Source organism: Paenibacillus sp. FSL K6-2393, from assembly GCF_038002545.1.
Classification (GTDB): Bacteria; Bacillota; Bacilli; order Paenibacillales; family Paenibacillaceae; genus Paenibacillus.
Genome location: NZ_JBBOCU010000001.1, coordinates 1,478,377 through 1,504,303, shown reverse-complemented (window position 1 = coordinate 1,504,303; position 25,927 = coordinate 1,478,377). Strand labels below are relative to the sequence as shown.

General features: G+C 47.8%; 23 protein-coding genes, 2 rRNA genes and 1 other annotated feature. All 25 genes read right to left on the bottom strand.

Annotated features, from left to right (window positions below; all coding sequences use genetic code 11):
• Positions 1-63: 63 nt before the first annotated feature.
• Positions 64-2,991, bottom strand: a 23S ribosomal RNA gene (locus MHI14_RS06525).
• 306 nt (positions 2,992-3,297) lie between these two features.
• A 16S ribosomal RNA gene (locus MHI14_RS06520) occupies positions 3,298-4,850 on the bottom strand.
• The 16S and 23S rRNA genes sit together here, the layout of an rRNA operon.
• A gap of 546 nt (positions 4,851-5,396) precedes the next feature.
• A complete protein-coding gene (locus MHI14_RS06515) occupies positions 5,397-7,025 on the bottom strand; it encodes a LysM peptidoglycan-binding domain-containing protein (RefSeq protein WP_341130035.1) in 1,629 nt (542 codons plus the stop codon).
• A 196-nt stretch (positions 7,026-7,221) separates the two neighbouring features.
• The gene (gene ilvE / locus MHI14_RS06510) at positions 7,222-8,106 is read right to left on the bottom strand and encodes a branched-chain-amino-acid transaminase (protein ID WP_017692630.1); all 885 of its coding nucleotides are present in this window, start codon (positions 8,104-8,106) and stop codon (positions 7,222-7,224) included.
• Positions 8,107-8,257: 151 nt separating this feature from the next.
• On the bottom strand, positions 8,258-9,130 hold the full coding sequence (gene pheA / locus MHI14_RS06505) for a prephenate dehydratase (protein WP_339310536.1): 873 nt from the start codon (positions 9,128-9,130) through the stop codon (positions 8,258-8,260).
• Positions 9,127-10,095, bottom strand: a complete 969-nt coding sequence (thrB, locus tag MHI14_RS06500; protein WP_339310538.1) for a homoserine kinase — start codon at positions 10,093-10,095, stop codon at positions 9,127-9,129. Before thrB ends, pheA begins: the two co-directional genes overlap by 4 nt.
• Positions 10,092-11,162 carry a threonine synthase gene (thrC, locus tag MHI14_RS06495; RefSeq protein WP_036673546.1) on the bottom strand — a complete coding sequence of 357 codons (1,071 nt, stop codon included), beginning with the start codon at positions 11,160-11,162 and terminating at the stop codon, positions 10,092-10,094. Before thrC ends, thrB begins: the two co-directional genes overlap by 4 nt.
• A gap of 115 nt (positions 11,163-11,277) precedes the next feature.
• Positions 11,278-12,564: a homoserine dehydrogenase gene (locus tag MHI14_RS06490; RefSeq protein ID WP_133387123.1), complete on the bottom strand. Its 1,287-nt coding sequence runs from the start codon at positions 12,562-12,564 to the stop codon at positions 11,278-11,280.
• A gap of 58 nt (positions 12,565-12,622) precedes the next feature.
• Positions 12,623-13,060, bottom strand: a complete 438-nt coding sequence (locus tag MHI14_RS06485) for an ACT domain-containing protein (RefSeq protein WP_017692625.1) — start codon at positions 13,058-13,060, stop codon at positions 12,623-12,625.
• A 229-nt stretch (positions 13,061-13,289) separates the two neighbouring features.
• Entirely contained in the window at positions 13,290-14,600 is a 1,311-nt protein-coding gene (obgE, locus tag MHI14_RS06480) for a GTPase ObgE (protein ID WP_076216952.1), read from the bottom strand.
• Between the two features lie 17 nt (positions 14,601-14,617).
• A complete protein-coding gene (locus MHI14_RS06475; protein ID WP_341130034.1) occupies positions 14,618-15,415 on the bottom strand; it encodes a Spo0B domain-containing protein in 798 nt (265 codons plus the stop codon).
• A 90-nt stretch (positions 15,416-15,505) separates the two neighbouring features.
• Positions 15,506-15,817 carry a 50S ribosomal protein L27 gene (gene rpmA / locus MHI14_RS06470; protein WP_017692622.1) on the bottom strand — a complete coding sequence of 104 codons (312 nt, stop codon included), beginning with the start codon at positions 15,815-15,817 and terminating at the stop codon, positions 15,506-15,508.
• Positions 15,818-15,840: 23 nt separating this feature from the next.
• Entirely contained in the window at positions 15,841-16,170 is a 330-nt protein-coding gene (locus MHI14_RS06465; RefSeq protein ID WP_091037540.1) for a ribosomal-processing cysteine protease Prp, read from the bottom strand.
• A gap of 14 nt (positions 16,171-16,184) precedes the next feature.
• Positions 16,185-16,496 carry a 50S ribosomal protein L21 gene (rplU, locus tag MHI14_RS06460; RefSeq protein ID WP_341130033.1) on the bottom strand — a complete coding sequence of 104 codons (312 nt, stop codon included), beginning with the start codon at positions 16,494-16,496 and terminating at the stop codon, positions 16,185-16,187.
• A 14-nt stretch (positions 16,497-16,510) separates the two neighbouring features.
• Positions 16,511-16,595 (bottom strand) — a sequence feature (ribosomal protein L21 leader region).
• 56 nt (positions 16,596-16,651) lie between these two features.
• Positions 16,652-17,902, bottom strand: a complete 1,251-nt coding sequence (locus MHI14_RS06455; RefSeq protein ID WP_091037546.1) for an Rne/Rng family ribonuclease — start codon at positions 17,900-17,902, stop codon at positions 16,652-16,654.
• Between the two features lie 106 nt (positions 17,903-18,008).
• The gene (locus tag MHI14_RS06450; RefSeq protein ID WP_341130032.1) at positions 18,009-18,869 is read right to left on the bottom strand and encodes a M50 family metallopeptidase; all 861 of its coding nucleotides are present in this window, start codon (positions 18,867-18,869) and stop codon (positions 18,009-18,011) included.
• A complete protein-coding gene (locus MHI14_RS06445; RefSeq protein ID WP_341130031.1) occupies positions 18,862-19,710 on the bottom strand; it encodes a M23 family metallopeptidase in 849 nt (282 codons plus the stop codon). Before MHI14_RS06445 ends, MHI14_RS06450 begins: the two co-directional genes overlap by 8 nt.
• Positions 19,711-19,858: 148 nt before the next feature.
• On the bottom strand, positions 19,859-20,653 hold the full coding sequence (gene minD / locus MHI14_RS06440; protein WP_053783092.1) for a septum site-determining protein MinD: 795 nt from the start codon (positions 20,651-20,653) through the stop codon (positions 19,859-19,861).
• Between the two features lie 3 nt (positions 20,654-20,656).
• Entirely contained in the window at positions 20,657-21,319 is a 663-nt protein-coding gene (gene minC, locus MHI14_RS06435) for a septum site-determining protein MinC (RefSeq protein ID WP_017692615.1), read from the bottom strand.
• 74 nt (positions 21,320-21,393) lie between these two features.
• A complete protein-coding gene (mreD, locus tag MHI14_RS06430) occupies positions 21,394-21,927 on the bottom strand; it encodes a rod shape-determining protein MreD (protein WP_091037552.1) in 534 nt (177 codons plus the stop codon).
• Positions 21,927-22,799: a rod shape-determining protein MreC gene (gene mreC / locus MHI14_RS06425; protein WP_341130030.1), complete on the bottom strand. Its 873-nt coding sequence runs from the start codon at positions 22,797-22,799 to the stop codon at positions 21,927-21,929. Before mreC ends, mreD begins: the two co-directional genes overlap by 1 nt.
• Before the next feature lie 185 nt (positions 22,800-22,984).
• The gene (locus MHI14_RS06420) at positions 22,985-24,019 is read right to left on the bottom strand and encodes a rod shape-determining protein (RefSeq protein WP_024633969.1); all 1,035 of its coding nucleotides are present in this window, start codon (positions 24,017-24,019) and stop codon (positions 22,985-22,987) included.
• A gap of 183 nt (positions 24,020-24,202) precedes the next feature.
• Positions 24,203-24,892 (bottom strand): RadC family protein, encoded by a 690-nt coding sequence (gene radC, locus MHI14_RS06415; RefSeq protein WP_091037557.1) that lies wholly within the window; start codon positions 24,890-24,892, stop codon positions 24,203-24,205.
• Between the two features lie 37 nt (positions 24,893-24,929).
• A complete protein-coding gene (locus tag MHI14_RS06410; RefSeq protein ID WP_091037560.1) occupies positions 24,930-25,541 on the bottom strand; it encodes a Maf family protein in 612 nt (203 codons plus the stop codon).
• A 95-nt stretch (positions 25,542-25,636) separates the two neighbouring features.
• Positions 25,637-25,879, bottom strand: coding sequence for a DUF4321 domain-containing protein (locus MHI14_RS06405; RefSeq protein WP_047841183.1), 243 nt, complete (start codon positions 25,877-25,879; stop codon positions 25,637-25,639).
• Positions 25,880-25,927 lie beyond the last annotated feature (48 nt).

The following is a 25,927-nucleotide window of genomic DNA, read 5'->3' as shown; positions in this document are numbered from 1 at the left end:
CATTTCAGAGATCGTTCTCTGAAAACTAGATTCGAAACGAAACATGCGAATTACAACTTGCTATTGGATAAGCCCTCGACCGATTAGTACTGGTCAGCTCCATGCATTGCTGCACTTCCACCCCCAGCCTATCTACCTCGTCGTCTTCAAGGGGTCTTACATACTGGGAAATCTCATCTTGAGGGGGGCTTCACGCTTAGATGCTTTCAGCGTTTATCCCGTCCGTACATAGCTACCCAGCGGTGCTCCTGGCGGAACAACTGGTACACCAGCGGTACGTCCATCCCGGTCCTCTCGTACTAAGGACAGCTCCTCTCAAATTTCCTACGCCCACGACAGATAGGGACCGAACTGTCTCACGACGTTCTGAACCCAGCTCGCGTACCGCTTTAATGGGCGAACAGCCCAACCCTTGGGACCTACTTCAGCCCCAGGATGCGATGAGCCGACATCGAGGTGCCAAACCTCCCCGTCGATGTGGACTCTTGGGGGAGATAAGCCTGTTATCCCCAGGGTAGCTTTTATCCGTTGAGCGATGGCCCTTCCATGCGGTACCACCGGATCACTAAGCCCGACTTTCGTCCCTGCTCGACTTGTAGGTCTCGCAGTCAAGCTCCCTTATGCCTTTGCACTCTTCGAATGATTTCCAACCATTCTGAGGGAACCTTTGGGCGCCTCCGTTACTCTTTAGGAGGCGACCGCCCCAGTCAAACTGCCCACCTGACACTGTCCCCGCACCGGATTACGGTACCAGGTTAGAACCTAGATACGATCAGGGTGGTATCCCAACGTTGCCTCCACACAAGCTGGCGCTCATGTCTCTTAGGCTCCCACCTATCCTGTACAGATCGTACCCAAATTCAATATCAAGCTGCAGTAAAGCTCCATGGGGTCTTTCCGTCTTGTCGCGGGTAACCTGCATCTTCACAGGTATTAAAATTTCACCGGATCTCTCGTTGAGACAGCGCCCAAGTCGTTACGCCATTCGTGCGGGTCAGAATTTACCTGACAAGGAATTTCGCTACCTTAGGACCGTTATAGTTACGGCCGCCGTTTACTGGGGCTTCGGTTCACAGCTTCGGGATTGCTCCCTAACCACTCCCCTTAACCTTCCAGCACCGGGCAGGCGTCAGCCCGTATACTTCGCCTTACGGCTTCGCACAGACCTGTGTTTTTGCTAAACAGTCGCTTGGGCCTTTTCACTGCGGCCCCCTCGTGCTATTCACACTACCGGGGCACCCCTTCTCCCGAAGTTACGGGGTCATTTTGCCGAGTTCCTTAACGAGAGTTCTTCCGCGCGCCTTAGAATACTCTTCTCGCCTACCTGTGTCGGTTTGCGGTACGGGCACCATCACCTGGCTAGAGGCTTTTCTTGGCAGTGTGAGATCATGACCTTCGCTACTACAATTTTCGCTCCCCATCACAGCTCAGCCTTACAATGTGCGGATTTGCCTACACATCAGCCTTACTGCTTAGACGGACATCCATCAGTCCGCGTCACTACCCTACTGCGTCCCCCCATTGCTCATAACGGCTTACGGTGGTACAGGAATTTCGACCTGTTGTCCTTCGACTACGCCTTTCGGCCTCGCCTTAGGTCCCGACTTACCCTGAGCGGACGAGCCTTCCTCAGGAACCCTTAGGCTTTCGGCGGATCAGATTCTCACTGATCTTTTCGTTACTCATACCGGCATTCTCACTTGTATAATGTCCAGCGCTCCTTACGGTACACCTTCAACCCTTATACAACGCTCCCCTACCCCTGATGCAAAGCATCAAGCCATAGCTTCGGTGGTGTGTTTAGCCCCGTTACATTTTCGGCGCAGAGTCACTCGACCAGTGAGCTATTACGCACTCTTTCAATGGTGGCTGCTTCTAAGCCAACATCCTGGTTGTCTGTGCAACTCCACATCCTTTCCCACTTAACACACACTTGGGGACCTTAGCTGATGGTCTGGGCTGTTTCCCTTTTGACAATGGATCTTAGCACTCACTGTCTGACTCCCGGAAGTAAGTCTATGGCATTCGGAGTTTGACTGAGCTTGGTAACCCTTGCGGGCCCCGCACCCAATCAGTGCTCTACCTCCACGACTCTGTTTTCCGAGGCTAGCCCTAAAGCTATTTCGGGGAGAACCAGCTATCTCCGAGTTCGATTGGAATTTCTCCGCTACCCCCACCTCATCCCCGCATTTTTCAACATGCGTGGGTTCGGGCCTCCAGTGCGTGTTACCGCACCTTCACCCTGGACAGGGGTAGATCACCCGGTTTCGGGTCTACGTCCACGTACTAAGTCGCCCTATTCAGACTCGCTTTCGCTGCGGCTCCGGCTCTTCACCTTAACCTTGCACGGGAACGTAACTCGCCGGTTCATTCTACAAAAGGCACGCCATCACCCCTAAAACGGGCTCTGACTTTTTGTAAGCACACGGTTTCAGGTTCTATTTCACTCCCCTTCCGGGGTGCTTTTCACCTTTCCCTCACGGTACTGCTTCACTATCGGTCGCTAGGAAGTATTTAGCCTTGGCAGATGGTCCTGCCGGATTCATACGGGGTTTCACGTGCCCCGCACTACTCGGGATCCGTCTCGGAGGGAACAGACTTTCAACTACAGGGCTTTTACCTTCTTTGGCGGGCCTTTCCAGACCTCTTCGCTTAACCGGTTCCTTTGTAACTCCATGTGAGACGTCCCACAACCCCAAAGAGCAAGCTCTCTGGTTTGGGCTTCTCCGCGTTCGCTCGCCGCTACTGACGGAATCACTATTGTTTTCTCTTCCTCAGGGTACTTAGATGTTTCAGTTCCCCTGGTATGCCTCTACATAACCTATGTATTCAGTTATGAGTAACTGGAAATTACCCCAGCTGGGTTTCCCCATTCGGACACCCCCGGATCAAAGCTTGCTTACAGCTCCCCGAGGCAGTTTCGTTGTTCGCCACGTCCTTCATCGGCTCCTAGCGCCTAGGCATCCTCCGTGTGCTCTTAGTAGCTTAACCATATCGCTCGTGTTCGAGCTGTCACTCCGCTTGGTTTGCTTGCGCAAATCCAAAAGTCGTTCCATTTCGATCACTCGCTCATGCAATCTACCTTATAAAAACACTTCACTTGTTTACACAAGATCAGCTTAAAGGAATGTTCTAATTCGCGTTTGTTTCGTTTCGATATCTAGTTTTCAAAGAACAAGCTCCATGCAAAAGAAAGCTGTTTGAGAGTTTGAGCTCTCAAAACTGAGCAACGAGTGAGTATTTTGTAGCTTAGCTACATATTTGAATGTTTCCGTTGCAGGAAACGATTCTCCATAGAAAGGAGGTGATCCAGCCGCACCTTCCGATACGGCTACCTTGTTACGACTTCACCCCAATCATCTATCCCACCTTCGGCGGCTGGCTCCTTGCGGTTACCCCACCGACTTCGGGTGTTATAAACTCTCGTGGTGTGACGGGCGGTGTGTACAAGACCCGGGAACGTATTCACCGCGGCATGCTGATCCGCGATTACTAGCAATTCCGACTTCATGCAGGCGAGTTGCAGCCTGCAATCCGAACTGAGACCGGCTTTGTTGGGATTGGCTCCATCTCGCGATTTCGCAGCCCGTTGTACCGGCCATTGTAGTACGTGTGTAGCCCAGGTCATAAGGGGCATGATGATTTGACGTCATCCCCACCTTCCTCCGGTTTGTCACCGGCAGTCTATCTAGAGTGCCCACCCGAAGTGCTGGCAACTAAATATAAGGGTTGCGCTCGTTGCGGGACTTAACCCAACATCTCACGACACGAGCTGACGACAACCATGCACCACCTGTCTCCTCTGTCCCGAAGGAAAGGTACATCTCTGTACCGGTCAGAGGGATGTCAAGACCTGGTAAGGTTCTTCGCGTTGCTTCGAATTAAACCACATACTCCACTGCTTGTGCGGGTCCCCGTCAATTCCTTTGAGTTTCAGTCTTGCGACCGTACTCCCCAGGCGGAGTGCTTAATGTGTTAACTTCGGCACCAAGGGTATCGAAACCCCTAACACCTAGCACTCATCGTTTACGGCGTGGACTACCAGGGTATCTAATCCTGTTTGCTCCCCACGCTTTCGCGCCTCAGCGTCAGTTACAGCCCAGAGAGTCGCCTTCGCCACTGGTGTTCCTCCACATATCTACGCATTTCACCGCTACACGTGGAATTCCACTCTCCTCTTCTGCACTCAAGTCACCCAGTTTCCAGTGCGATCCGGGGTTGAGCCCCGGGATTAAACACCAGACTTAAATGACCGCCTGCGCGCGCTTTACGCCCAATAATTCCGGACAACGCTTGCCCCCTACGTATTACCGCGGCTGCTGGCACGTAGTTAGCCGGGGCTTTCTTCTCAGGTACCGTCACCTTGAGAGCAGTTACTCTCCCAAGCGTTCTTCCCTGGCAACAGAGCTTTACGATCCGAAAACCTTCATCACTCACGCGGCATTGCTCCGTCAGGCTTTCGCCCATTGCGGAAGATTCCCTACTGCTGCCTCCCGTAGGAGTCTGGGCCGTGTCTCAGTCCCAGTGTGGCCGATCACCCTCTCAGGTCGGCTACGCATCGTCGCCTTGGTGAGCCGTTACCCCACCAACTAGCTAATGCGCCGCAGGCCCATCCCCAAGTGACAGATTGCTCCGTCTTTCCAGTTTCCTTCAGGCGAAGGAAACAACTATTCGGTATTAGCTACCGTTTCCGGTAGTTGTCCCAAACTTGAGGGCAGGTTGCCTACGTGTTACTCACCCGTCCGCCGCTAAGTATCAAGGAAGCAAGCTTCCTATCAACTCCGCTCGACTTGCATGTATTAGGCATGCCGCCAGCGTTCGTCCTGAGCCAGGATCAAACTCTCCAATAAAGTATTGAAAAGAGCGATAAGCTCATTTTGAATCTGACGAGATTAAAAATCTCATTTGTGCTCCAGCCGATCCAAGCCAAGGCTTGTTTCCAACTTTTGCGTTCATTCTGCAAGCAGAATGTTTACTCACTCGTTGTTCAGTTTTCAAAGATCAAACTTATTTCGTTATTTCTTGTGTTTCCCGTGTCAGCCGTGTGTTTCAGCGGCGACTTAAATAATATATCATACGGCTGAATGTAATGCAACAGTTTTTTTCATTTCTTTTCTTTAGTAGTTTTGCATTAGCTAAAGCTATCATATCCGTACCCTATCTTTTCCTATCATATTAGGTCATGCTCATAGGGTACAAATATTTTAACACATTTATGAAAGGGTTTACAATAACTTCTTAATAAAATGCTTTTTATCATTTCCTAAGCAACTATATCTTCGTTATGTGCAACTCAATGTTCACTCAGGTAAGCGGGAAGCCAGTTCTCTATTACAGAGCTGGCTTCCCGCTGATATAACAGGTACCTCACTTATTCATTAATCGCAATCCCCAGGTTAGTTTTGTATCCATGGATTACGACGCTTTTTATCGGATTTCCGTTGGTTGGAAGTAGCTGCACCCTCTCTGGATGTTTTCCCGGACACGGATACCTTGGATTTATTCTTCAGAGGAGCCTTGCTTGTTCTGCGTTTTGCAGCTGCCGGCTTATTCCCTGCTTGTTTGGACTTCCCTTCCGAATCTGATCCAACCTCTTCAATTGCTACCTGACTTAAGTTAGCGTCTTCACGCCCCCCTTTTTTACCACCCTTGCCTTGCTCTTGAGGAGGATACATTTCACCAAATGCTCCAAGCGGGGACGGCGGAACCATGTTCTGAGTAGGATACGGATTCTGATAAGCATACTCAATAGGCTGGTTTGGCATCGTTGATGTGGACATTTCAGGCGGCATACCGTACGAAGGACCATACATATTCCAAGCCGGATCCTGATAACCATGAGAAGGATAAGTATACTGAGGCATATGTGTATGTGAGCCACATCCGCATGGAGGGTACGGAAGCATTGAGTATGGAGATATGAAAGGCGGCTGATGATTCATATGACTAGGTGCTGCATACGTTGGGAATGGACTATTCACTTCGCCAGCTGGCGCAATCGGAAATGAGTTGTTTTGTATTTCTGCGGACAGATTCGGCATAACGTTATTGTGGTTATAACCCTGCTCCGCGCCAGTCCACGGACTGTTAGGCAGGTCACTGCCACTATATGGACTAACTTCCGGAATCCCTGGAAACGACGCATTGTTACTCGCTCCTGCCGTGTACATGTCTTGCTGAGCACCATACACCTCTTGTACAGGAACCGGGATTTGAACATAAGGGTGCTCGGCTGGAGCATGATGCAACTTATTACCACAACCACAAGGCTTTTTCGTTGCCGGTGCAACCTCAGTTGGAGACTTAGTATTAGGCATTACAGGCAAAGGCATAATTTCAGGCGAAAGATTAGGCATTGTGTATTTCTTGGATTCTGCTACCGGTTTTACATGAACTTCGGGTTTAACCTCTTCTTTTTTGTGCGTTTCCTTTTCAGGTTTCACTTCAGGAAGCTCCGGTAACTGCGGCAGTACCTCCAGTTCAGGCTTCACATTCGGCTTCTCCGTATTGACTGGTGGTGGAGCAGGAACCGGGACCGGAACAGGAACCTCTGCTACCGGAGCAGGAGGAGTTGGCATAACTGGCGCCGGTGGTTCAGGTTCTTTGACTCCCGTGTATTCCTTACCTTCAGGTGACAACTTTTCTTGAGCAGCAATGTTGCCAGCACCCGAATTAGATGTACTGTTTCCTTGTGCGTGCATAGATGGAATATAAACTGTCTCCCCCACCAGCAGAGCGTTCGGATTTTTCAACTGTGGATTGGCATTGATCATATCTTTTAAAGGAACTCCCCAGGCTTGTGCCAACTTCCATAACGAATCTCCTTGCTGCACCTTGTGACTGTGGAGCACACCCTCCGGCTTCGGTGTTACTGGCTCTGCAGGGATTTTGATCTTCATGCCAATATCCAGCTTGTCGGGATTTGTGATTTGCGGATTAGCCGCGATCAATTTGTCCAGCGCTACATTGTATTTTTGGGACAGCAGATATAATGTGTCGCCTTTTTTCACCATGTGTATTTTCACAGGGAACTAACCTCCTAGACGTCATACTTGGGCAGTACATTCGCCCATACCGTTACTACATCCTATGCAGAAACCGGGCTAATGACATCAACTAAACAAAAAAAATCCTCCTGTCGCTAAAATCCCCATACACCAGGTATGCTGAATTTTATCGGACAAGGAGGATTTCCTGTTCCCTATGCTATGCAATTCTAACTTAAGATTCCCACACTTTATAACCATCTTTGTCAACAATCTGACGGAATGCTTCCAGCAGTCTCAGCGTTACCGGACCTGCTACACCCGTACCAATTGTTCTTCCATCCACTTCATATGCAGCGATAACTTCTGCAGCTGTCCCGGTGAAAAAGACTTCGTCTGCGATATACACATCATGCAGGGTGAATGGCACTTCTTTTAATTCAAGCTCCAGTTCGCCACATAGATCGATAATGGCTTGACGTGTAATCCCTTCAAGTGCTCCGAGATAACAAGGCGGCGTATACACTACACCATTTTTGATGATGAAGATGTTATCACTTGAACCCTCAGTAACGTAACCTTGGGAATTCAACATAATAGCTTCTCCGGCACCTGAATAGTTAGACTGGATTTTAACCAGGATGTTATTCAGATAGTTCAATGATTTAATTTTTGGATTCAAGGCGTCCGGGATATTCCGGCGTTGGGATACAGACACTGCTTTCAATCCAGTAAGATACGCTTCCTCCGGATAGATCGCCAATTGCTCCACAATGATAATTACGGATGCCTTGGGGCAACGAAGCGGGTCCAACCCCAGATTACCAGGGCCACGCGATACAATAAGACGAATATAACCATTACGCATATCATTGCGGCGCACCGTTTCAGCCATCACTTCCAGCATCTCATCAATGGACAGCGGGATGTTCAAACTGATGGATTTGGCCGAATCATACAAACGATCCAAGTGGGCCTTACATCTGAAAATATTTCCGTTATAGATCCGAATACCTTCGAAAATCCCGTCTCCATACAAAAATCCATGATCATATACCGAAACGGTTGCGTTCTCCTTGGTCACATACTGACCATCCAAATAGATCCATTGTTCTGCCACCGATGACTGCACCTCCATAAAATATCCATTCACTGTACTCCGAAACGTTTATTAACCCGTCCATTGTACACCAAAATGACAAGCTCTTACTTGTTCACTCTACCCAGAATTATGACAACCTTCTAACAATCACAACCAGCATAAAGGTCGATTACCTCGAAGGATATGTATAACAAGGATAGCTACCAAGAACGCGCACCTGACAATTCAACGCCTCAATCTCCCCCATGGCTGCGGTGAGCAATACCGAATCCACCGTTTCCACAACGTCAATGTAGAAATAGTAACTGCCCAATTGTTTCTTCGTTGGACGAGATTCAAGGCGGGTCAAATTCAGCTTCCGCCAGGCAAATGCCGACAATACCTGATGCAACGCACCCGGTGCATCTTCTGGCAACGTCACCAGCAAGCTGGTTTTCACATGATCCGGTTCACGTGGAATGTTCACAGGTTCATGGCCGATGAGCACAAAACGGGTATAGTTGTTGTCATGATCTGTAACCCGTTCAGCCATAATGTCCAGACCATGCTTCTGAGCAGCAAGCTTGGTACCGATGGCTACCCAGCCCTTACCCGGATTTTTTTTCACAATTTCTACAGCTTCGGCTGTACTGTTCACACCTTCAAGGTTCGCCCCAGGCGAATGCAGCCGAATAAAATTCTGACACTGCGGAATAGCCACAGGATGAGACATGATCTTGGTAATTTTACTGAAATCATACTCGCCGCTCTCCGTCTTAAATTCCGAGCCATGTCCAATGACATTCTGGATGGATGGGTATACCCACTCCGCTTGCATTGGAATGTCGACTTCATTCACAAGCCAGTCCATATGCAGACTAACGGAACCCTCAATGGTATTTTCAATCGGAATAACACTGTATTGTGTAGTCCCGCTATCCGTTGCTCTAAACACGTCCGAAATCAGCTTGGAATGAAGCAAATCTAATGGTTCTCCGTTGAAAAGGAAATCTATCGCTTCATGGGAAACTGAGCCTTCAGGTAATACTGCAATTCGTTTCATACATTAACTTCCCCTTTGATTCTGTCCAAAAAAGGACGTTCGTCTTGATCAGGCAGTACGGTTACACCGTCCAAATCCGGATCGAGCCACAGTGCAGAAGCAGATATGCCTTCCCGCTCCATGGTCTCCAGCAAATATTGTTCCAATTCCGCTTTTCGGGTGTCATGACGATCCACCAAAGTCAATACGGTCGGTCCGGCTCCGCTCAGAGCAGCTCCCAACGCTCCATGATCGACAGCATGTTCCAATATTTCAGCCATGCCTGGCACCAATGATGCCCGGTACGGTTGGTGAATTCGATCTGACATCGCCTTCTGAATCATATCCAGTCGCCCACTCGCCAAAGCAGCAACGAGCAGTGAGGATCTGCTAATGTTATGCACCACATCAGACATGCCAAATTGCTCAGGAATCACATTCCTAGCTTTTGAAGTAGACAGCTGGAATTCAGGTACAATAACCAAAGCCTGCAAATCCTGGTGTGGTTCAATACGTATATGATCTACCTGTTGACCATTCCATGCAGCCGTAATAATACCGCCATACAGAGATGCTCCCACATTGTCAGGATGCTTCTCGAGGGATGTGGCCATATCCAGGAGTTTCGCATCGGATAAAGGAGCACCAATTAATGCATTCGCTGCCGCCAGTGCACCAACGATGGCTGATGCACTACTCCCAAGTCCCCGCGTAAGCGGAATATCGGAATACATGGAAATCTCCAATTCAGGTACGGATACCCCAGCTTCATCAAATACCATCTGTGCGACTTCATAGATCAAATTCGATTTATCCGTAGGCAGTCCTGTCAAATGATCGCCGTGAAGATGAAATGTCGTCTGCTCGGCAGGTTTCATTTCCAACCAGGCGTACAAAGACAATGCCATGCCCAGGGTGTCAAACCCCGGACCGAGATTGGCTGTGCTTGCAGGTATTTTTACGGTTACCTTTTCACGCAAACTCATACAGATTGCTGCTCCAACTGTGCAATGGCCGCCATTACTGCTTCTTCCGTATCTTCAACAACAAGTGGCTCAGTCGCTACTGTTTTGATCGCAATATTAGGATCTTTCAGGCCATTACCTGTCAGTACACAAACTACAGTCTCTCCGCCTTTAAAGTACCCTTCACTCTTCAGTTTGTATACACCGGCAAGGGAAGCCGCAGAAGCAGGTTCAGCAAAAATTCCTTCCCGAGAAGCAAGCGTACGATACGCTGTCAGGATTTGTTCATCCGTTACATAGTTGATTTGTCCACCAGATTCCTCAGCTGCAGCTACTGCCGTTTTCCAGCTCGCCGGATTACCGATTCGAATCGCTGTTGCTACTGTTTCAGGTTCAAGGATCGGCTCACCTTTTACAATGGCCATCGCACCTTCTGCTTCGAAACCAACCATACGTGGAAGTGTGCTGGACTTGCCTGCCTCTTTATATTCTTTGAAACCTTTCCAATACGCCGAGATATTCCCCGCATTGCCGACTGGAATTGCCAGAACGTCAGGCGCTTCGCCAAGTTGTTCAATTACTTCAAACGCTGCTGTCTTCTGTCCTTCAATCCGGAACGGATTCACAGAGTTTACAAGCGTGATCGGATGTTTGGCTGTGATCTCACGCACAATCTCCAGTGCACGGTCAAAGTTACCATTGATCGCAATCACCTTAGCTCCATAGATCATGGCTTGGGCCAGTTTACCCAGTGCAATGTTGTTATTCGGGATTAGTACGATACAATTGAGGCCACCACGTGCGGCGTAGGCTGCTGCAGCTGCTGATGTATTACCTGTGGATGCACACATGATCGTACGGCTACCCTCTTCCATAGCTTTGGCAACAGCCATAACCATACCGCGGTCTTTGAAAGATCCCGTAGGGTTCAAACCTTCGTATTTGAAGTAAACATTCAAGCCAAGTTCCTCAGACAGATTCTCTGCATGAATCAACGGTGTATTTCCTTCCTGAAGCGTAAGCAGGGGTGTATTTTCATTAACCGGAAGGTGCTCTCTGTACGTTTGCAAAAGTCCTTGATATCTCATTGTGGGTAATCTCCTTTATGTTTTAATAATCTGAAATGATGACCTGTTGAACCGGATATGATTAACTTGTACGTTATAACTGAAATAATTGAGATGCCGTATGGGATAGTGACATTTATCCTTCGACCCGGTAGACACTCTTAATGCGGCGAATGACGCTGAGTGATTCAAAATGTTTTAACACCTTATCCATGCTTGCCTTGCTTGCATTATGTGTAACGATAATGATCTCGGCATCCGGGTTGTGCTCATTCGGCTGTTGAACAACCGACGCCAGACTGACATCATACTCTGCGAAAATTTGTGTGATTTGTGCCAATACACCGGCTTTATCGTCTACGTGTAATAAAATAAAGTTTTTCGACACGATTTGCTCGTCGCTTTGCAGTCGCTTTGTCTTATAAGGCACAATGGCCTTGAGACCGTTCACGCCAAGTTTAAGGTTTTTGGTAACCGCCACAATGTCAGCTACAACCGAAGTTGCCGTTGGGAGTTCTCCCGCACCTGCACCGTAGAACATCGTCTCCCCTACAGCTTCACCGTGTACATATACTGCGTTGAATACACCGTTGACTGAAGCAATCGGGTGATTTTGTCTAACCATTGTCGGCTGAACGCTGATCGTGATCTCATCGCCAATACGGTCCGCAATACCAAGTAACTTCATCTCATAGCCCAGTCTTTTGGCATACATAATGTCTTCACGAGTTACGGAGGATATTCCTTTAACGGTTACATCCTTCAACTCCACATTGGTGCGGAAACCGAGTGTACTCAAGATCGCCATTTTGCGAGCTGCGTCAAGTCCCTCCACATCGGAAGTTGGATCGGATTCAGCGTATCCCAGAGCCTGTGCTTCAGCCAGTACTTCTTCATAGGATGCACCTTCCTGACTCATTTTGGTCAGAATAAAGTTCGTTGTTCCGTTCACAATCCCCATAATGCGAGTAATCCGGTCAGAAGAGAAACCTTCAATCAGCGTACGAATGATCGGAATCCCTCCAGCAACACTTGCCTCATAGAACACGTCACATTGTTTTTCCTGTGCCTTCGCCAAAATCTCTGTACCATGCAGTGCCATGAGATCTTTGTTTGCTGTTACGATATGCTTCCCACGTTCCAACGCTTCAAGAATATACTCCTTCGTCTGATCAATGCCGCCCATGACTTCAACGATGACATCAATATCCGGATGACGAATGACTTCCCAAGGATCTTCCGTAAGCTTGGCACGGTCTACAGCAATAACACGTTCTTTCTCTGTATTTTTCACTGCGATCTTCTCGATGACAATCGGCGATCCAACCTGACTGCTCAGATCCTCCTGATTCCCTTCCACAATGCGAACGACTCCCGTTCCAACAGTTCCCAGACCCAACAATCCGACTTTTACTGGTTTCACTAACGATCTACCCCCTAATGTCTATTCTTGTCTGTCAGTCCTGTATGTTAAAGCCTAATTACCCTTGGCCTACAATACGTGTACGTCTTACGCCAGGCATATCTTGCATTCGATCCAGCATTTCACCAATTTCGCCATGAAGATGTGTCGTTTCCACCGAAATGACAACATTGGCTCTTCCTTGAAGCGGGATACTCTGATTAATCGTGAGTACATTAGCTCCATAACCAGCTACATGTCCAAGCACACGAGACAAGATACCCGACTGATGCTCCAGATCAATGGAGATCGTTACAATTCTCTCACGCTCAAGCTGGTTGATCAGATGAATCCCATCTTTGTACTTGTAAAAGGCACTCCGGCTTAATCCGACCTGCTCAACCGCCTCATGCACTGTTTTAACATCACCAGAAGCCAGTAGTTCTTTTACCTGCATGGTCTTCACCACTGCCTCTGGTAAAATATCTTCCCGTACTAAGTAATAGCGTTCGTTCACAGAACGTCCTCTCCTCAAAGACTCATGTATTCATATAGTGGACATTATATAGGATCTATGACAAAAGGGCAATACATGACACGCCTATTTTTTGAAATACGTTCCTCACAGTATACAAGTTTATCCCTCTCCCATGTCAGGAAAAAACAAAAAAAACGCAGAGTTGCGGGTCAACTTCCCACTTCTCTGCGTTCCTATATCAATCTGTCTCTCCACGGAAGACGGCTACTTAGTAGTAACTGCTGCCTTCCACGAATTCGAATTCAAAGTCTCCAATACGCACGATGGTGCCTTCTACAGCTCCACGCTTACGCAACTCAGCGTCCACACCCATATAACGCAGTGTACGTGCGAGCTTCAGTATAGCTTCATGTGAGTTCAATTGCATCCGTTTCATCATGCGGTCAATCTTGGCACTTTCGACAACGAACATTTCGTTCTCACGCACAATTTTGAAACCATCGTCTTCTTTTTTGTCCAGACTGTATACTTTACGTTCAGATACATCTGCTACCTCTTCAACCACTCGCTCGTCTGGAACCTGATCCAGCAGATCAGCTGCACGATACAGAAGTTCTTGAATCCCTTTTCGGGTCAAGGATGAAATTGGCATCACTTCAATATCAGGTTGAACTTCACGAACTTGCTGTAAAAATTGCTCCAGGTTCGCTTCAGAGTCTGGCATATCCATCTTATTAGCTGCTACAATTTGTGTTCTCTCGGCGAGAAGCGGATTGTACAACTTCAATTCGTCATTGATTTTCTGCCAGTCTTCAAAAGGATCGCGCCCTTCCGAACCCGACATATCTACGACATGAACAATAATACGAGTACGCTCGACATGACGCAAGAACTCATGTCCCAGTCCGACCCCTTCATGCGCACCTTCAATCAGTCCAGGCAAATCGGCCATGACGAAGCTTCGGCCTTCTCCTACACCGACTACACCCAGATTCGGTGTAATGGTTGTGAAATGGTATGCACCGATCTTTGGCTTGGCTGACGAAACGACAGAAAGCAATGTGGACTTTCCGACACTCGGGAAACCAACCAGACCAACATCTGCCATAACTTTCAGTTCGAGTACAATGTAACGCTCTTGTCCTTCTTCACCGTTCTCAGCAAGTTCAGGTGCAGGATTGTTCGGTGTAGCAAATCGGATGTTACCCCGTCCGCCCCGTCCACCACGTGCAATAACAACCTGTTGACCGTGACGTGTCATATCCGCCAGTACTTCTCCACTGTCTTCATCCAAGATGATAGTTCCTGGTGGAATGCGCACAATCATGTTCTCCGCGTTTGCACCATGCTGACTTTTATTACGTCCCTTCTCACCACGTGGGGCCTTGAAGTGACGCTGGTAACGGAAATCCATCAATGTACGCAAACCTTCATCCACGCGGAAAATGATGTCAGCTCCTCTGCCTCCATCGCCCCCGGCAGGTCCGCCGTTTGGTACATACTTCTCACGACGGAACGAAATAATTCCGTCCCCTCCGTCTCCGGCTTTTACATAAATCTTCGCTTTATCTACAAACATTGGTTAACCCCTTCTTCCTATATTCCACACGGCATTCTGAATTGTATAAACGTATCCTCAGACGGAAACTGCTCCGTTCTGACTTTTTTTCCTTTGAGTACGGCAGTAAGCTGCCGCAGTGTTTCCGGATCGGGTGTTTGATCCCCATCCAGTCGGACAATCACATCTCCATGATCCTGTCCGAAGTTCAAGGTCAGTTTGCGAACCTCTCCCCAAGAAGACCGGCCGCCGCCATATTGATAGGCCCTGATTGCATCCGCAATCGCCCCGGTAAGTGACTCGCCATCCTCGGGAGAGACCAGAGCACTAAGCTGCAACTCATCTTCTATTTCCACATGCAAGTCCAGCGAAATTCCACTGGCGCGAAAAGACTGAAGATAAAATACGAGGGAAGGAATGCCTAATCTGGAGATTCGGCTTTCTTCTGTAACCCGCTCTTTTATTCTTTCCACACATTGCAGGGATTTATCAAGTTTGCCCAGCCGAAGATATCCATATAACACCTGAAGGTCGTTCATCCAGTCGTGTCGATGATGATTTAATGAAGCAATTGCTGTTTTTTCCATGGATTGTATGATGGCTCTGCGTTCCGCCTCCGCCTGTTTCTTCATCGCATTCACAGAAATGAGCAATACTGCGACGGACCACAATGCGCACACGACGCTTGAGATCATCGCCGGATACAACATAACGAAAACCAAAGGAATCAGAAGTGAACATGCCGCAATCCACGGCACTCTTTTCCAAGATTTCATGGCTTCTCCCCGTTCTACAAAACTCGGTTGGTCTACACCCACCGTAACCAAGTATAACATGTCTTTTCTGCCAGTTCATTATCGAATAACCGTTGAATACAAAAAACCTTCGGCAAAAATGCCGAAGGCTCCTTAGGCGGAATGCCGATATTACGCTTCTACTGCTGCTGCTACAGGAGCAACATTAACAGGATAGATGCTTACTTTTTTGCGATCGCGTCCCCAACGTTCGAATTTTACAACGCCGTCGATTTTCGCGAACAAAGTGTCATCTTTACCGATGCCAACGTTAGTTCCTGGGTGAATTTTCGTTCCGCGTTGGCGAACGAGAATGCTACCACCAGTTACAGTTTGACCATCAGCACGTTTAACACCCAGACGTTGAGCATTACTGTCACGTCCGTTCTTCGTGGAACCTACACCTTTTTTCGATGCGAATAACTGAAGATTTAATTTCAACATGATTGGTTGTCCTCCTTCTTTGCTTATTTGAGTTGCTGTATTTTAATATACTTCCCGTATGACTCTGCAATATTAGAGAGCATAACCACCATGGATTCGAGTAACAATTGTACCTGGGACCAAGTTTCTCCTCTATCTAACAAAGGTAAAGAACCACTTAAAAAGCCATTCTTCATCTTGGCATCCATTTCGACACCGGTCAATGTTTCAATCGAGTTCACCGTACCCACTGTGACAGCGGATACCCCGGCACATACGATGTCTTCTCCCCGCTTGGCAAAATTAGCATGCCCTTCGATGGAAAATCGTTCGATGTTCCCGTCCTCATCACGAAAGATTTGAACGATAATCACTTATCGCACCTTCTTTACGCTTTGATTTTTTCGATAGTTACTTTAGTGTACGGTTGACGGTGACCTTGCTTCACATGGTAGTTCTTTTTAGGTTTGTATTTGTATACGATAACCTTTTGTCCTTTGCCATGTTTCTCCACTTTAGCCGTTACAGTAGCTCCGGAAATCAATGGTGTACCTGCTGTCAAACCTTGATCGTTAGATACAGCCAGGACACGGTCGAACGTTACGCTTTCGCCATCGTTCGAAGTCAATTTCTCGATGAACAGAACATCGCCCTCTTGGACTTTGTACTGTTTGCCGCCTGTTTCAATAATTGCGTACATTTGCCTTGCACCTCCTCATGTCTCAGACTCGCCCGTTCTCAGGTGACAGTGTCCTTGCGGAACTGTTCTTATACCCGGCCAGTGCGGTTACAGCATGTGCAAGACCATTAGGCTAAACACATACTTGAAGATTATATCACGCAATATATCAAAAATCAATGCAAAGGTGAAATATATCTTTTTCCCGTACCATGGCAGGAAGAACACGGCTCCACATAGGGTAACGTACTTTCTTCCCGCACTTTCTTACGGGTAAGTTCCAGCAAGCCCAGCTTGGTCCAACCCATTACAAACGCTTTGGTCCGATCCTTCTTGAGCTCACCCTCCAAGGTGGCCGCGACTTCATGCCGATTCGAGGCTTCCTCCATATCAATGAAGTCGACAATAATCATGCCACCGATATCCCGCAGGCGCATAAGACGGGCAATCTCCACTGCTGCCTGTATGTTGGTCTCTGTCACGGTCTCTTCCAGACTGTCACCGCCAGCTCCCGTATATTTGCCTGTGTTCACATCCACTACAGTCAGAGCTTCAGTATGATCAATGACAATGTATCCGCCTCCGGGCAACCACACTTTCCGGGCAAAATCCTTATTCAACTGTTCCTGCACACCATAGGCAGCAAAGATGGATTCTGTTCCCCGATACACCTGTACTTTGGGTTGATGACCAGGACTAATCTCTTCAAGCAATGCTTTTACCTCACGGGCTTGTCCTTCACTATCAGTGATGACTTCGTCACTCCCTGGCGTATACACATCTCTGATGATTCGCTGTACCATGCTATGATCCCGATGCAAGAGGCTTGGTGAAGGCAAACTGTCCGCTTTTTCACGAATCAGATACCACTGCGCGCGTAATGTTTCCAAGTCCGACTTAATGGCTTCATGCTGCTCTTCTCCAGATACGGTCCGAATAATAAGTCCTTCTTCATCCCGCCTCAGTTGCTCCCCAAGTGCCTTAAGACGGGAACGATCCCCTTCACGGGCAATTTTCTTGGATACCGCTACATAGTCAGCAACAGGCATGTAGACAAGCCAACGGCCCGGGAGTGAATAATGAGTCGTCACCCGGGCTCCCTTGCCTCCTACCGGTTCTTTCAGAACCTGAACAATGACTTCCTGACCCGGACGAAGCAACTCCGAGATGGAAGGCTTCACCTTGGGCTGTTTCTCCAGATGGGGATGCAACACATCGTCCACATAAAGAAACGCATTCTTTTTCTGACCAATATCCACAAAAGCAGCCTGCATACCTGGTAACACATTCACGACCCGTCCCTTGAAAAAGGAACCCAGCAGTCCACGCTCGCGTGTACGCTCTGCCGTAAATTCCACAGCTTTGCCTTCTTCCAGAAGCGCCATTTGCATGAGGTTATGTTCATTATGTACTATCATTTGTTTCATGGCTTCACCTCTAGAAGACAATTCAATTCATCCACATCCATTTCAATATCTTTTCAATTCTCATTGTACATGTATTAACCCATTTCAGAACAGGTCCACCAGAACTCTACAATTTATCACCATTTTGTTGAAAATAGGAACCGATAATCCGTTGCTCAGGCAAGACGGCCATAATTCGACCCTGTCTGTTCATCACGTATACCATATGGTATCTTTCTCTCTTTAATAGACGCAAAATAGTGTCCAAAGGTTTCGCGGGAAATGAGATTATTGGCTGCGCCAAACTGCCGGTAGCCGCATGACGAGCGAACACACCCTCACGATTCATGAGAAAACGGATGAAGCGATAGGGCACATTTCGGTAATCCGTTAAGTTTGAATAAAACAAAAAAAGTCCGATTAACAGAATGTTGAGCGGTAAGCCGTAGTCCCCAGTAAACCATCGGCTGATAGCATATAAAATAACCCCTACGCTACACAGAATGCTAATTCTGTAAGTCCACATTAATGTTGTATAGTAGGGTGCCCACAGACTGACAAGCGCCTGAACAATTTTACCTCCGTCCAGAGGAAGTACAGGCAGCAGATTGAAGAGGGCGATAAGCAGATTCCCCTGAATGATATAATTGAGAAAAACCGGATCGCCCAGATTGCCATACTGCAACAGCAAAACCACACCAACCATCAGCATGTTTTGTAATGGACCTGCCAGAGCAATGATGATTTCCCGGTAGGCCGTGATCTTACCTCCATCTTCGATAACCGCTACTCCTCCAAAAGGAAGCATCTGGATCGACAAGACACGATAGCCCAGAAGGGCAGCAGCCGCAGCATGTCCACATTCATGAATAAATACGATGGCAAACAACGTAATAAGCTCAATAAAATGTCCAGTCAGAAGGGAGGCCATCATGATAATTACAAAAAACGGATGAAACGTAATGCGTACTCCCCACACCCTAATCAAGGGCAACGACTTCCGCCGGGTCTACGTACTCCTCCCCCTCTTTGACTGCAAAATAGAGCGTGGCCGGTTGTTCACCACCCGTAGCCTTAAGACTCCCCACTGGATTCCCCGCTTCCACCCAGTCATTCACGTTCACTTCACTTTCGTTCAGCCGACCGTATATTGCCGTGACATTGCCTGTATGTTGGATGACAACTGTGAATCCACTGGCTGCATCCCCGATAACCTCCATGACACGCCCGGCATCAGAACTTGCGACCTGTATAAGTTCTGCACCCGCGGCATCCGGAACGATCTCAATTCCCTTCATGCTTAGCGCAAATGGCTGCACGACTGTGCCTGAGATCGGTTTGCCCAGTAACTGCCTTACTTTCAATCCGTTCACGGCATCCGTCGTATGTCCGAGAACTGGAAGAAACGAAGGCGTTCCTCCAAAATGCCGTTCATACCAGACCGCTGCTGAGGCAAAATCCATATCCCGATGGAGTGCATCGGCAATTACTGTTTTGGGTGATGTCGTCCACGATGTATCCAACTGAAACAGACCCCATACTCCGCCAAATATCAAAGCGCTAATAACCGTCCGTTTGAGAAGTGACTTGAACAGGTTGAATCTCGAATGCCCCCCTGGAACGAAATGACCATTCTCTTTTTTCCATAACCATTCCGGATCTCTTTCCTGTATCCCCTCACTAGGCGCAAATGGTTTCGGGTGTATGATCTCATTCTTGTCCAACAGTGAACCTACTTTTTGCTCCTGTAAGACCTCCACAGTGGCACCATCCATCAGTCGCCGAATGCGTTCTTCTCGTCTCTGCTTAATTCTGAGTTTCGTGTTCATGGAATATCCTCCCGCCGAGGCTTGTTTACTACATCCTATGAAGAGGTGGTTGATAATATGAACAAGCCTGCCAGCAGGTAACAAAAAAAGCCGGGCTATAAGCCACGGCTGTCATGTAATTGCTTTATGAATAAGTTCGTTTAACGAGTTAACCCATTCCGAAGAACTTTTTGAAACGAGTGAAAGCTCCCTTTTTCTGCTCCAGCTGCATCAATGGAACCGTATCTCCCAGAATGCGTCGTGCGATATTCCGATACGCAATCGCCGCAAGTGAATCCGGATTCATGACCGTAGGTTCTCCTGAATTGGCAGCTTTGATGACCAGTTCATCATCAGGCACGATGCCAATCAGGTCAATATTAAGTACTTGTAAAATACCATCGATATCTAACATGTCACCCGATTTAACCATATTATTGCGAATTCGATTCACCACCAGCTTTGGTGATTGAATGTGTGAGCTCTCCAGCAGGCCAATGACACGATCCGCATCACGTACTGCAGCATTTTCCGGTGTAGTGACCACGATGGCCTGATCTGCTCCTGCTACCGCATTTTTGAAACCCTGCTCTATACCGGCTGGGCAATCAATAATGACGTATTCAAAATCTTTTTTCAATTCAAGGATAATATCCTTGACCTGCTCTGGCGACACTGAGTTTTTGTCTCTCGTCTGCGCCGCAGGCAACATATATAATTCTTCGAAACGCTTGTCTTTGACCAAAGCCTGATTCAGACGGCAGCGGCCGTCCGCAACGTCGCACAGATCGTAAATAATACGGTTTTCGAGTCCCATCACGACATCCAAATTACGAAGGCCGATATCGGTATCTACCAGACAAACCTTTTTGCCGAGCAGCGCCAGCGCTGTCCCGATGTTTGCCGAGGTGGTTGTTTTACCCACGCCGCCTTTACCCGAAGTGATCACGATCGCCTCTCCCATGAGCTACACTCCTTTAAACACATTAAAATCTCGGCGTAACCGAACGATATTGCTCATTTTGTCTATCTGCATCTGATTGTCCTGTAAGTAAGCAAATTCCATTCCGGTCTCTCGGCTCTCCCATTCATCGGGAGGACGACTGATGATATCCGCAATCCGTAGCTGCGTCGGTGCAAATACCGAAGCGGCAATGATCGCTTCCTCGTCCCCGCCAATTCCGGCATGAGCCATACCTCTGAGTGAACCCAACACATATATATCTCCGGTACACGTCACTGTGCCCCCCGGATTGATATCCCCAAGAAACAGGAGATTTCCTTCATGATGAAGCACCTGACCTGAACGCACCATACCACACATGGTTACAATCGGCGGCGGTCCTTTAACCTCCGGTTGGAGTGCAGGTGAGTCGATGGATCGGATAAGAAGATTCCCTTTTTGCTTCAATATATCGAGAATTGCTTCTTTCTGGTCCTCTGTCACTTCGCGGGCACCCAACTTGATATCCACATGAACAATCGGTCCGGTCAAAATATTTTGATGGCTGTGTTCCAGCTTATAGCGGAGCTCATAGAGCAATTCCTCGAATTCACATTGATCGTCCAACAGGAAAACCAGGCCGTCTCGGATGCCTTTAATCGTTACGTGATTCGATTTTACCGTCATAAGCCTGTCCCTCCCATCTCATTACATTTCGTGCCCGGGGCCCCAAGTTCCTGCTTTGCGCTCCATAAATGTATTTAGGAAGCTTCTTCTGTCTTGCTCCGTCTCTTGCCGATCCGCTCCAGTTGTTTCCGAAGCGGGACATATATGATCAAGGCAAACACAAAATGAATGAACAAATTAGGAATCATGTATTCAATCAACGCCCAGTCAAAGGTCACGTGGTTAAGTTGGAAGAGCTTGTACAGGAAGAATAGCATGGTGTCATTAAGCAGACTTCCCAAAATGACAACCGATACCATAACCGGCAGTGGTGCACGCGGTGCTTGAAAAATGAGTCCCATCATGTATGCCGATAATCCCATCGAGAATCCATAAGGTCCAATCATCTCGCCGTAGAATACGACGTCATGCAATAGTCCAAAAAATATACCGAGCACTAGTGCCGTGTGTCGATGATGATATACAGCAATAAACAAAATTACGATATAGACCAGATTGGCAGAAATACGCATGTGCCAGCCAGAAGGGATGAGCAGCGGCAAAATTGTGCCTTCCGCAATGAACAAAACGAATAGTAACAGGAACAAAACTTGCTTGCGCGTTACCATTATTCTTTTACCTCAGGTGGGATAATGACAATCAGCTCTTTCCAGTCAAGGAAGCTAGCATATGGTTCAATTGTAGCTGTTTTTGTTAAACCATACTCACTTTTCTCGACACTTTTAACTTTACCAATCCGCATGTACTTCGGAAAATTGTTAATAATTCCGGAGGAGATGATCTCATCATCCTCTTGGATATTAGAATCTTCTGAGATTTTGGTCATCTTGAGCATGCCCGTCTTCGGATCATAACTCTCAATCATACCAAATACTTTCTCCTTACCTACTGCCGTTGCTGCAATGGCATTGGATGTCGGATCGTTGGCGTCCATGGAAGTTAACAGATTAACCGTTGATGTATATGAGCTGACATGACTGATCACGCCGACCAGCCCTTCCTGGGAGGTAACGGCCATCCCCGGCTTAATTCCCGCATTTTCACCGATATCAATGTTAATGGTTCTACTATTGGGATCCGAATTGGCACTGATAACCTGAGCAATTCGTGAACCGTAATTATAGCGGTTTTTCTGTTCTTCGGTAAAATTGAGCGCTTTCTGAAGCTGCTCATTCACTTGCTCCATATCATTGTACTTCAGCCGATCCCGGGTATAGTGTCCCATCGCGATGCGAAGCTCTTCATTCTCATCATATACCGTACGCATGTTCGCTACATCTTTGAAAAAGCCCGCTACATAGGAAGCGGGCTTGTAAAATACGTATTGTACAAATCCAACTGAATCCTTCAGGAATTTCTCCGGCCAGGATAGAGTGGTTCGCGGACTGAGCGTAAAGCCCATTAACGCGATAAATGTAACAAGTCCCACCAGCAAAACAAAAAGTCTTTTGTTGCCTAGCAGTTTAAACAGTTCGAACACCCTCTAACATCCATATTCTCTTCCGAGCCATGCCCGGCGGGGAGACTGTCAGACCTGTAGTCCCTGCGAGAATATCAGCCGATCCTCCCCTGTTAAGCGGGTAATAGCTCATCCCCGGGGTTAACCGGGTCCTCTATAAAGATACCTTGCCACTTGGTCGCTATGCCAAGTTAGGCAAATACCAATTAACGTTTGGAACGAACTGCCGAACTGCTTCTGCTTTTGAACAAATGAATATTCTCTAGCGCTTTACCTGTTCCGATTGCTACACAATCCAGCGGGTTCTCAGCCACAATGACAGGCATTCCTGTCTCACCAGCCAGAAGCTTGTCCAGGTTGCGAAGCAATGCCCCACCACCTGTAAGAACGATACCCCGATCCATGATATCGGCTGCAAGTTCAGGCGGGCATTTTTCCAGTGTTACTTTTACCGCTTCAACAATTGCATTCACGGTATCAGCCAGCGCTTCACTGATCTCGTCCGAAGTAATCGTAATTGTCTTCGGCAGACCTGTAACGAGGTCACGTCCACGAATTTCCATCGTTTCTACTTGCTCCAATGGCATTGCTGATCCGATGTCCATCTTCAATTGCTCCGATGTACGCTCACCGATCATCAGATTGTATTGACGTTTAATGTACTGGATAACGGATTCGTCCATCTCGTCACCTGCTACACGAACCGAACGGCTCGTCACAATACCACCAAGAGAGATAACAGCCACTTCCGTTGTACCGCCACCAATATCTACAACCATACTACCTGTTGGTTCCCATACAGGAAGATCTGCACCAATTGCAGCTGCAAAAGGCTCTTCAATTGTATAGGCTTCACGTGCTCCAGCCTGTTTGGTTGCATCTTCAACCGCACGTTGTTCTACTGCCGTGATCCCGGATGGTACACATACCATCACGTTTGGATGACGTTGGAACATGGAGCGTTGTTTCTGCGCCTCACGGATGAAATATTTGATCATCGTTGCCGTTGTATCAAAATCGGCAATAACGCCATCTTTCATTGGACGAATGGCACGGATGTTACCTGGTGTACGACCAATCATTTTTTTGGCGGCTTCACCTACTGCCTCAATGCTTTTTGTATCTGTCCGTATAGCGACAACCGAAGGTTCGCGCACCACAATTCCTTTTCCTCGTACATAAACCAACGTATTTGCTGTCCCCAAGTCAATACCCAAATCTTTCGTAAAACCACCAAACATAACATAATCTCCTTTTCTGCCTCATATAGCCGCTCTATTCTGATCCAGAGCGTGATAATTTCATTCCCACGCAACACGTGGAGCTAATATTCGCATTTGTTTTTTTGCATTAGTAAAGTGAACCTATCTTTTACGGACAACGCCGTTAACATTCATAGGAAAACATCAACGCCAACCATTATATTATACTAAGCCCTTCTCCTTCAAACTTACGTACGTTCCATCTCCGATAATAATATGATCAAGCACGTCAATGCCAACAATAGCGCCTGCTTCAATCAGTCTCTTGGTTATTTGGATATCCTCCGGACTGGGCGTAGGATCACCACTCGGATGGTTGTGTGCGCACACAATCGATGCGCTGCTGCATTTGATGGCAGCCCGGAACACTTCACGCGGATGTACAATCGAAGCGTTAAGGCTGCCCATGGAGAGTGTTTCCTGGGCAATAATATGATTTTTGCTATTCAGAAAGAGACACACAAAATGTTCTTTTTGCAAATAACGCAATTGTTCGATCAGGATATCAGCTGCATCACGCGGTGTACGAATTGAAGTCGACTGTGTGAGTCTGCTCTTGGCAATCCGATGCCCCAGCTCAATGCCAGCTTTCAATTGCACAGCCTTGGCATTGCCGATCCCTTTCATCGCAGTCAATTCTTCCAGACTCAGATCCATTAACGAGCGAATTCCACCCGCCTCGGTCAGAATCCGCTGTGCCATATGCACCGCCGATTCCTGTCTTGTGCCTGTTCGAAGTAAAATTGCCAACAATTCAGCATGGCTTAAGGCGCCCGCCCCGTATTCCATCATGCGTTCTCTCGGGCGTTCTTCCTGGGGGATGTCGCGCATCATGTATTGAGGCGACTCCATATGTTCCCTCTTTTCATTTCACAACATTTTGCTTCATTCATGTTCGTGGCAACACATGTACGCCGAACCCGTCCAACATATCACTTAGCAAGGATAGCGGCAAGCCAACCACATTAAAATAACATCCTTCAATGCGGTCGATCAGTGAAGCACCAATGCCCTGAATGGCATATGATCCTGCTTTGTCTGAAGGCTCACCTGTCTGCACATAAGCACGAATGGTCGCATCCGACAGTTCTTTCATCGTTACATCGGTCTGGCGGTAATGAACTAACGACTGTCCATTGCCCGCATCAATACAAGCGACGCCCGTAAACACCCGATGTACACGGCCCTGCAGCCGGGATAACATACGTTCAGCATCCGCTTCGTCTACGGGTTTGCCTAAAATCTCACCATCCAGAACAACAACGGTGTCACTACCTACAATAATGGCTTCCTGCTCGCGGCCTTCAAGCCCGCGATACACGGCAAGCGCCTTGCGCAAAGCAAGCTCCTGTACCGTCTGTTCAGGTGTCCACTCTGGTGGTGTATCTTCATTGGCATGACTTGGTATTACATCAAACGCTAGGTGGAGTGATGCGATCAGTTCTTTGCGCCGAGGCGATGTGGAGGCCAGAATAATAGGGCGCTGTTGAGTGTTATCCAAAATGAACGGCTCCTTATGCCACGGCAACATCCTGTCCGGATCACGATAATAGATGTCACTGGTTTAATTTTTTTTCGTCATAACTCGTCATTCTCCTACAGTCTGCGATACAGCCACACAGCGGCAATCATACCGATCAGACTCAGAAGGCTCATTTGAAATTGAAGTGAAATATCATAACTGATAATATCCAGATCAGCCTGCGGCGACCAACGTATGGTCGTGGCTTTCGTAAGAAAGGCTACTGCCTTAACAGGCTGCAGTGCCTTGGCGATCCACGCTCCGGCCATCCAGCCGAGCAGCAGAAACAGCAATAACATGCCGAAGTTTTTTTTCATCGGTAATCTTCCCTCGCCATTTTTTGACACCCACATTATTATACGGGG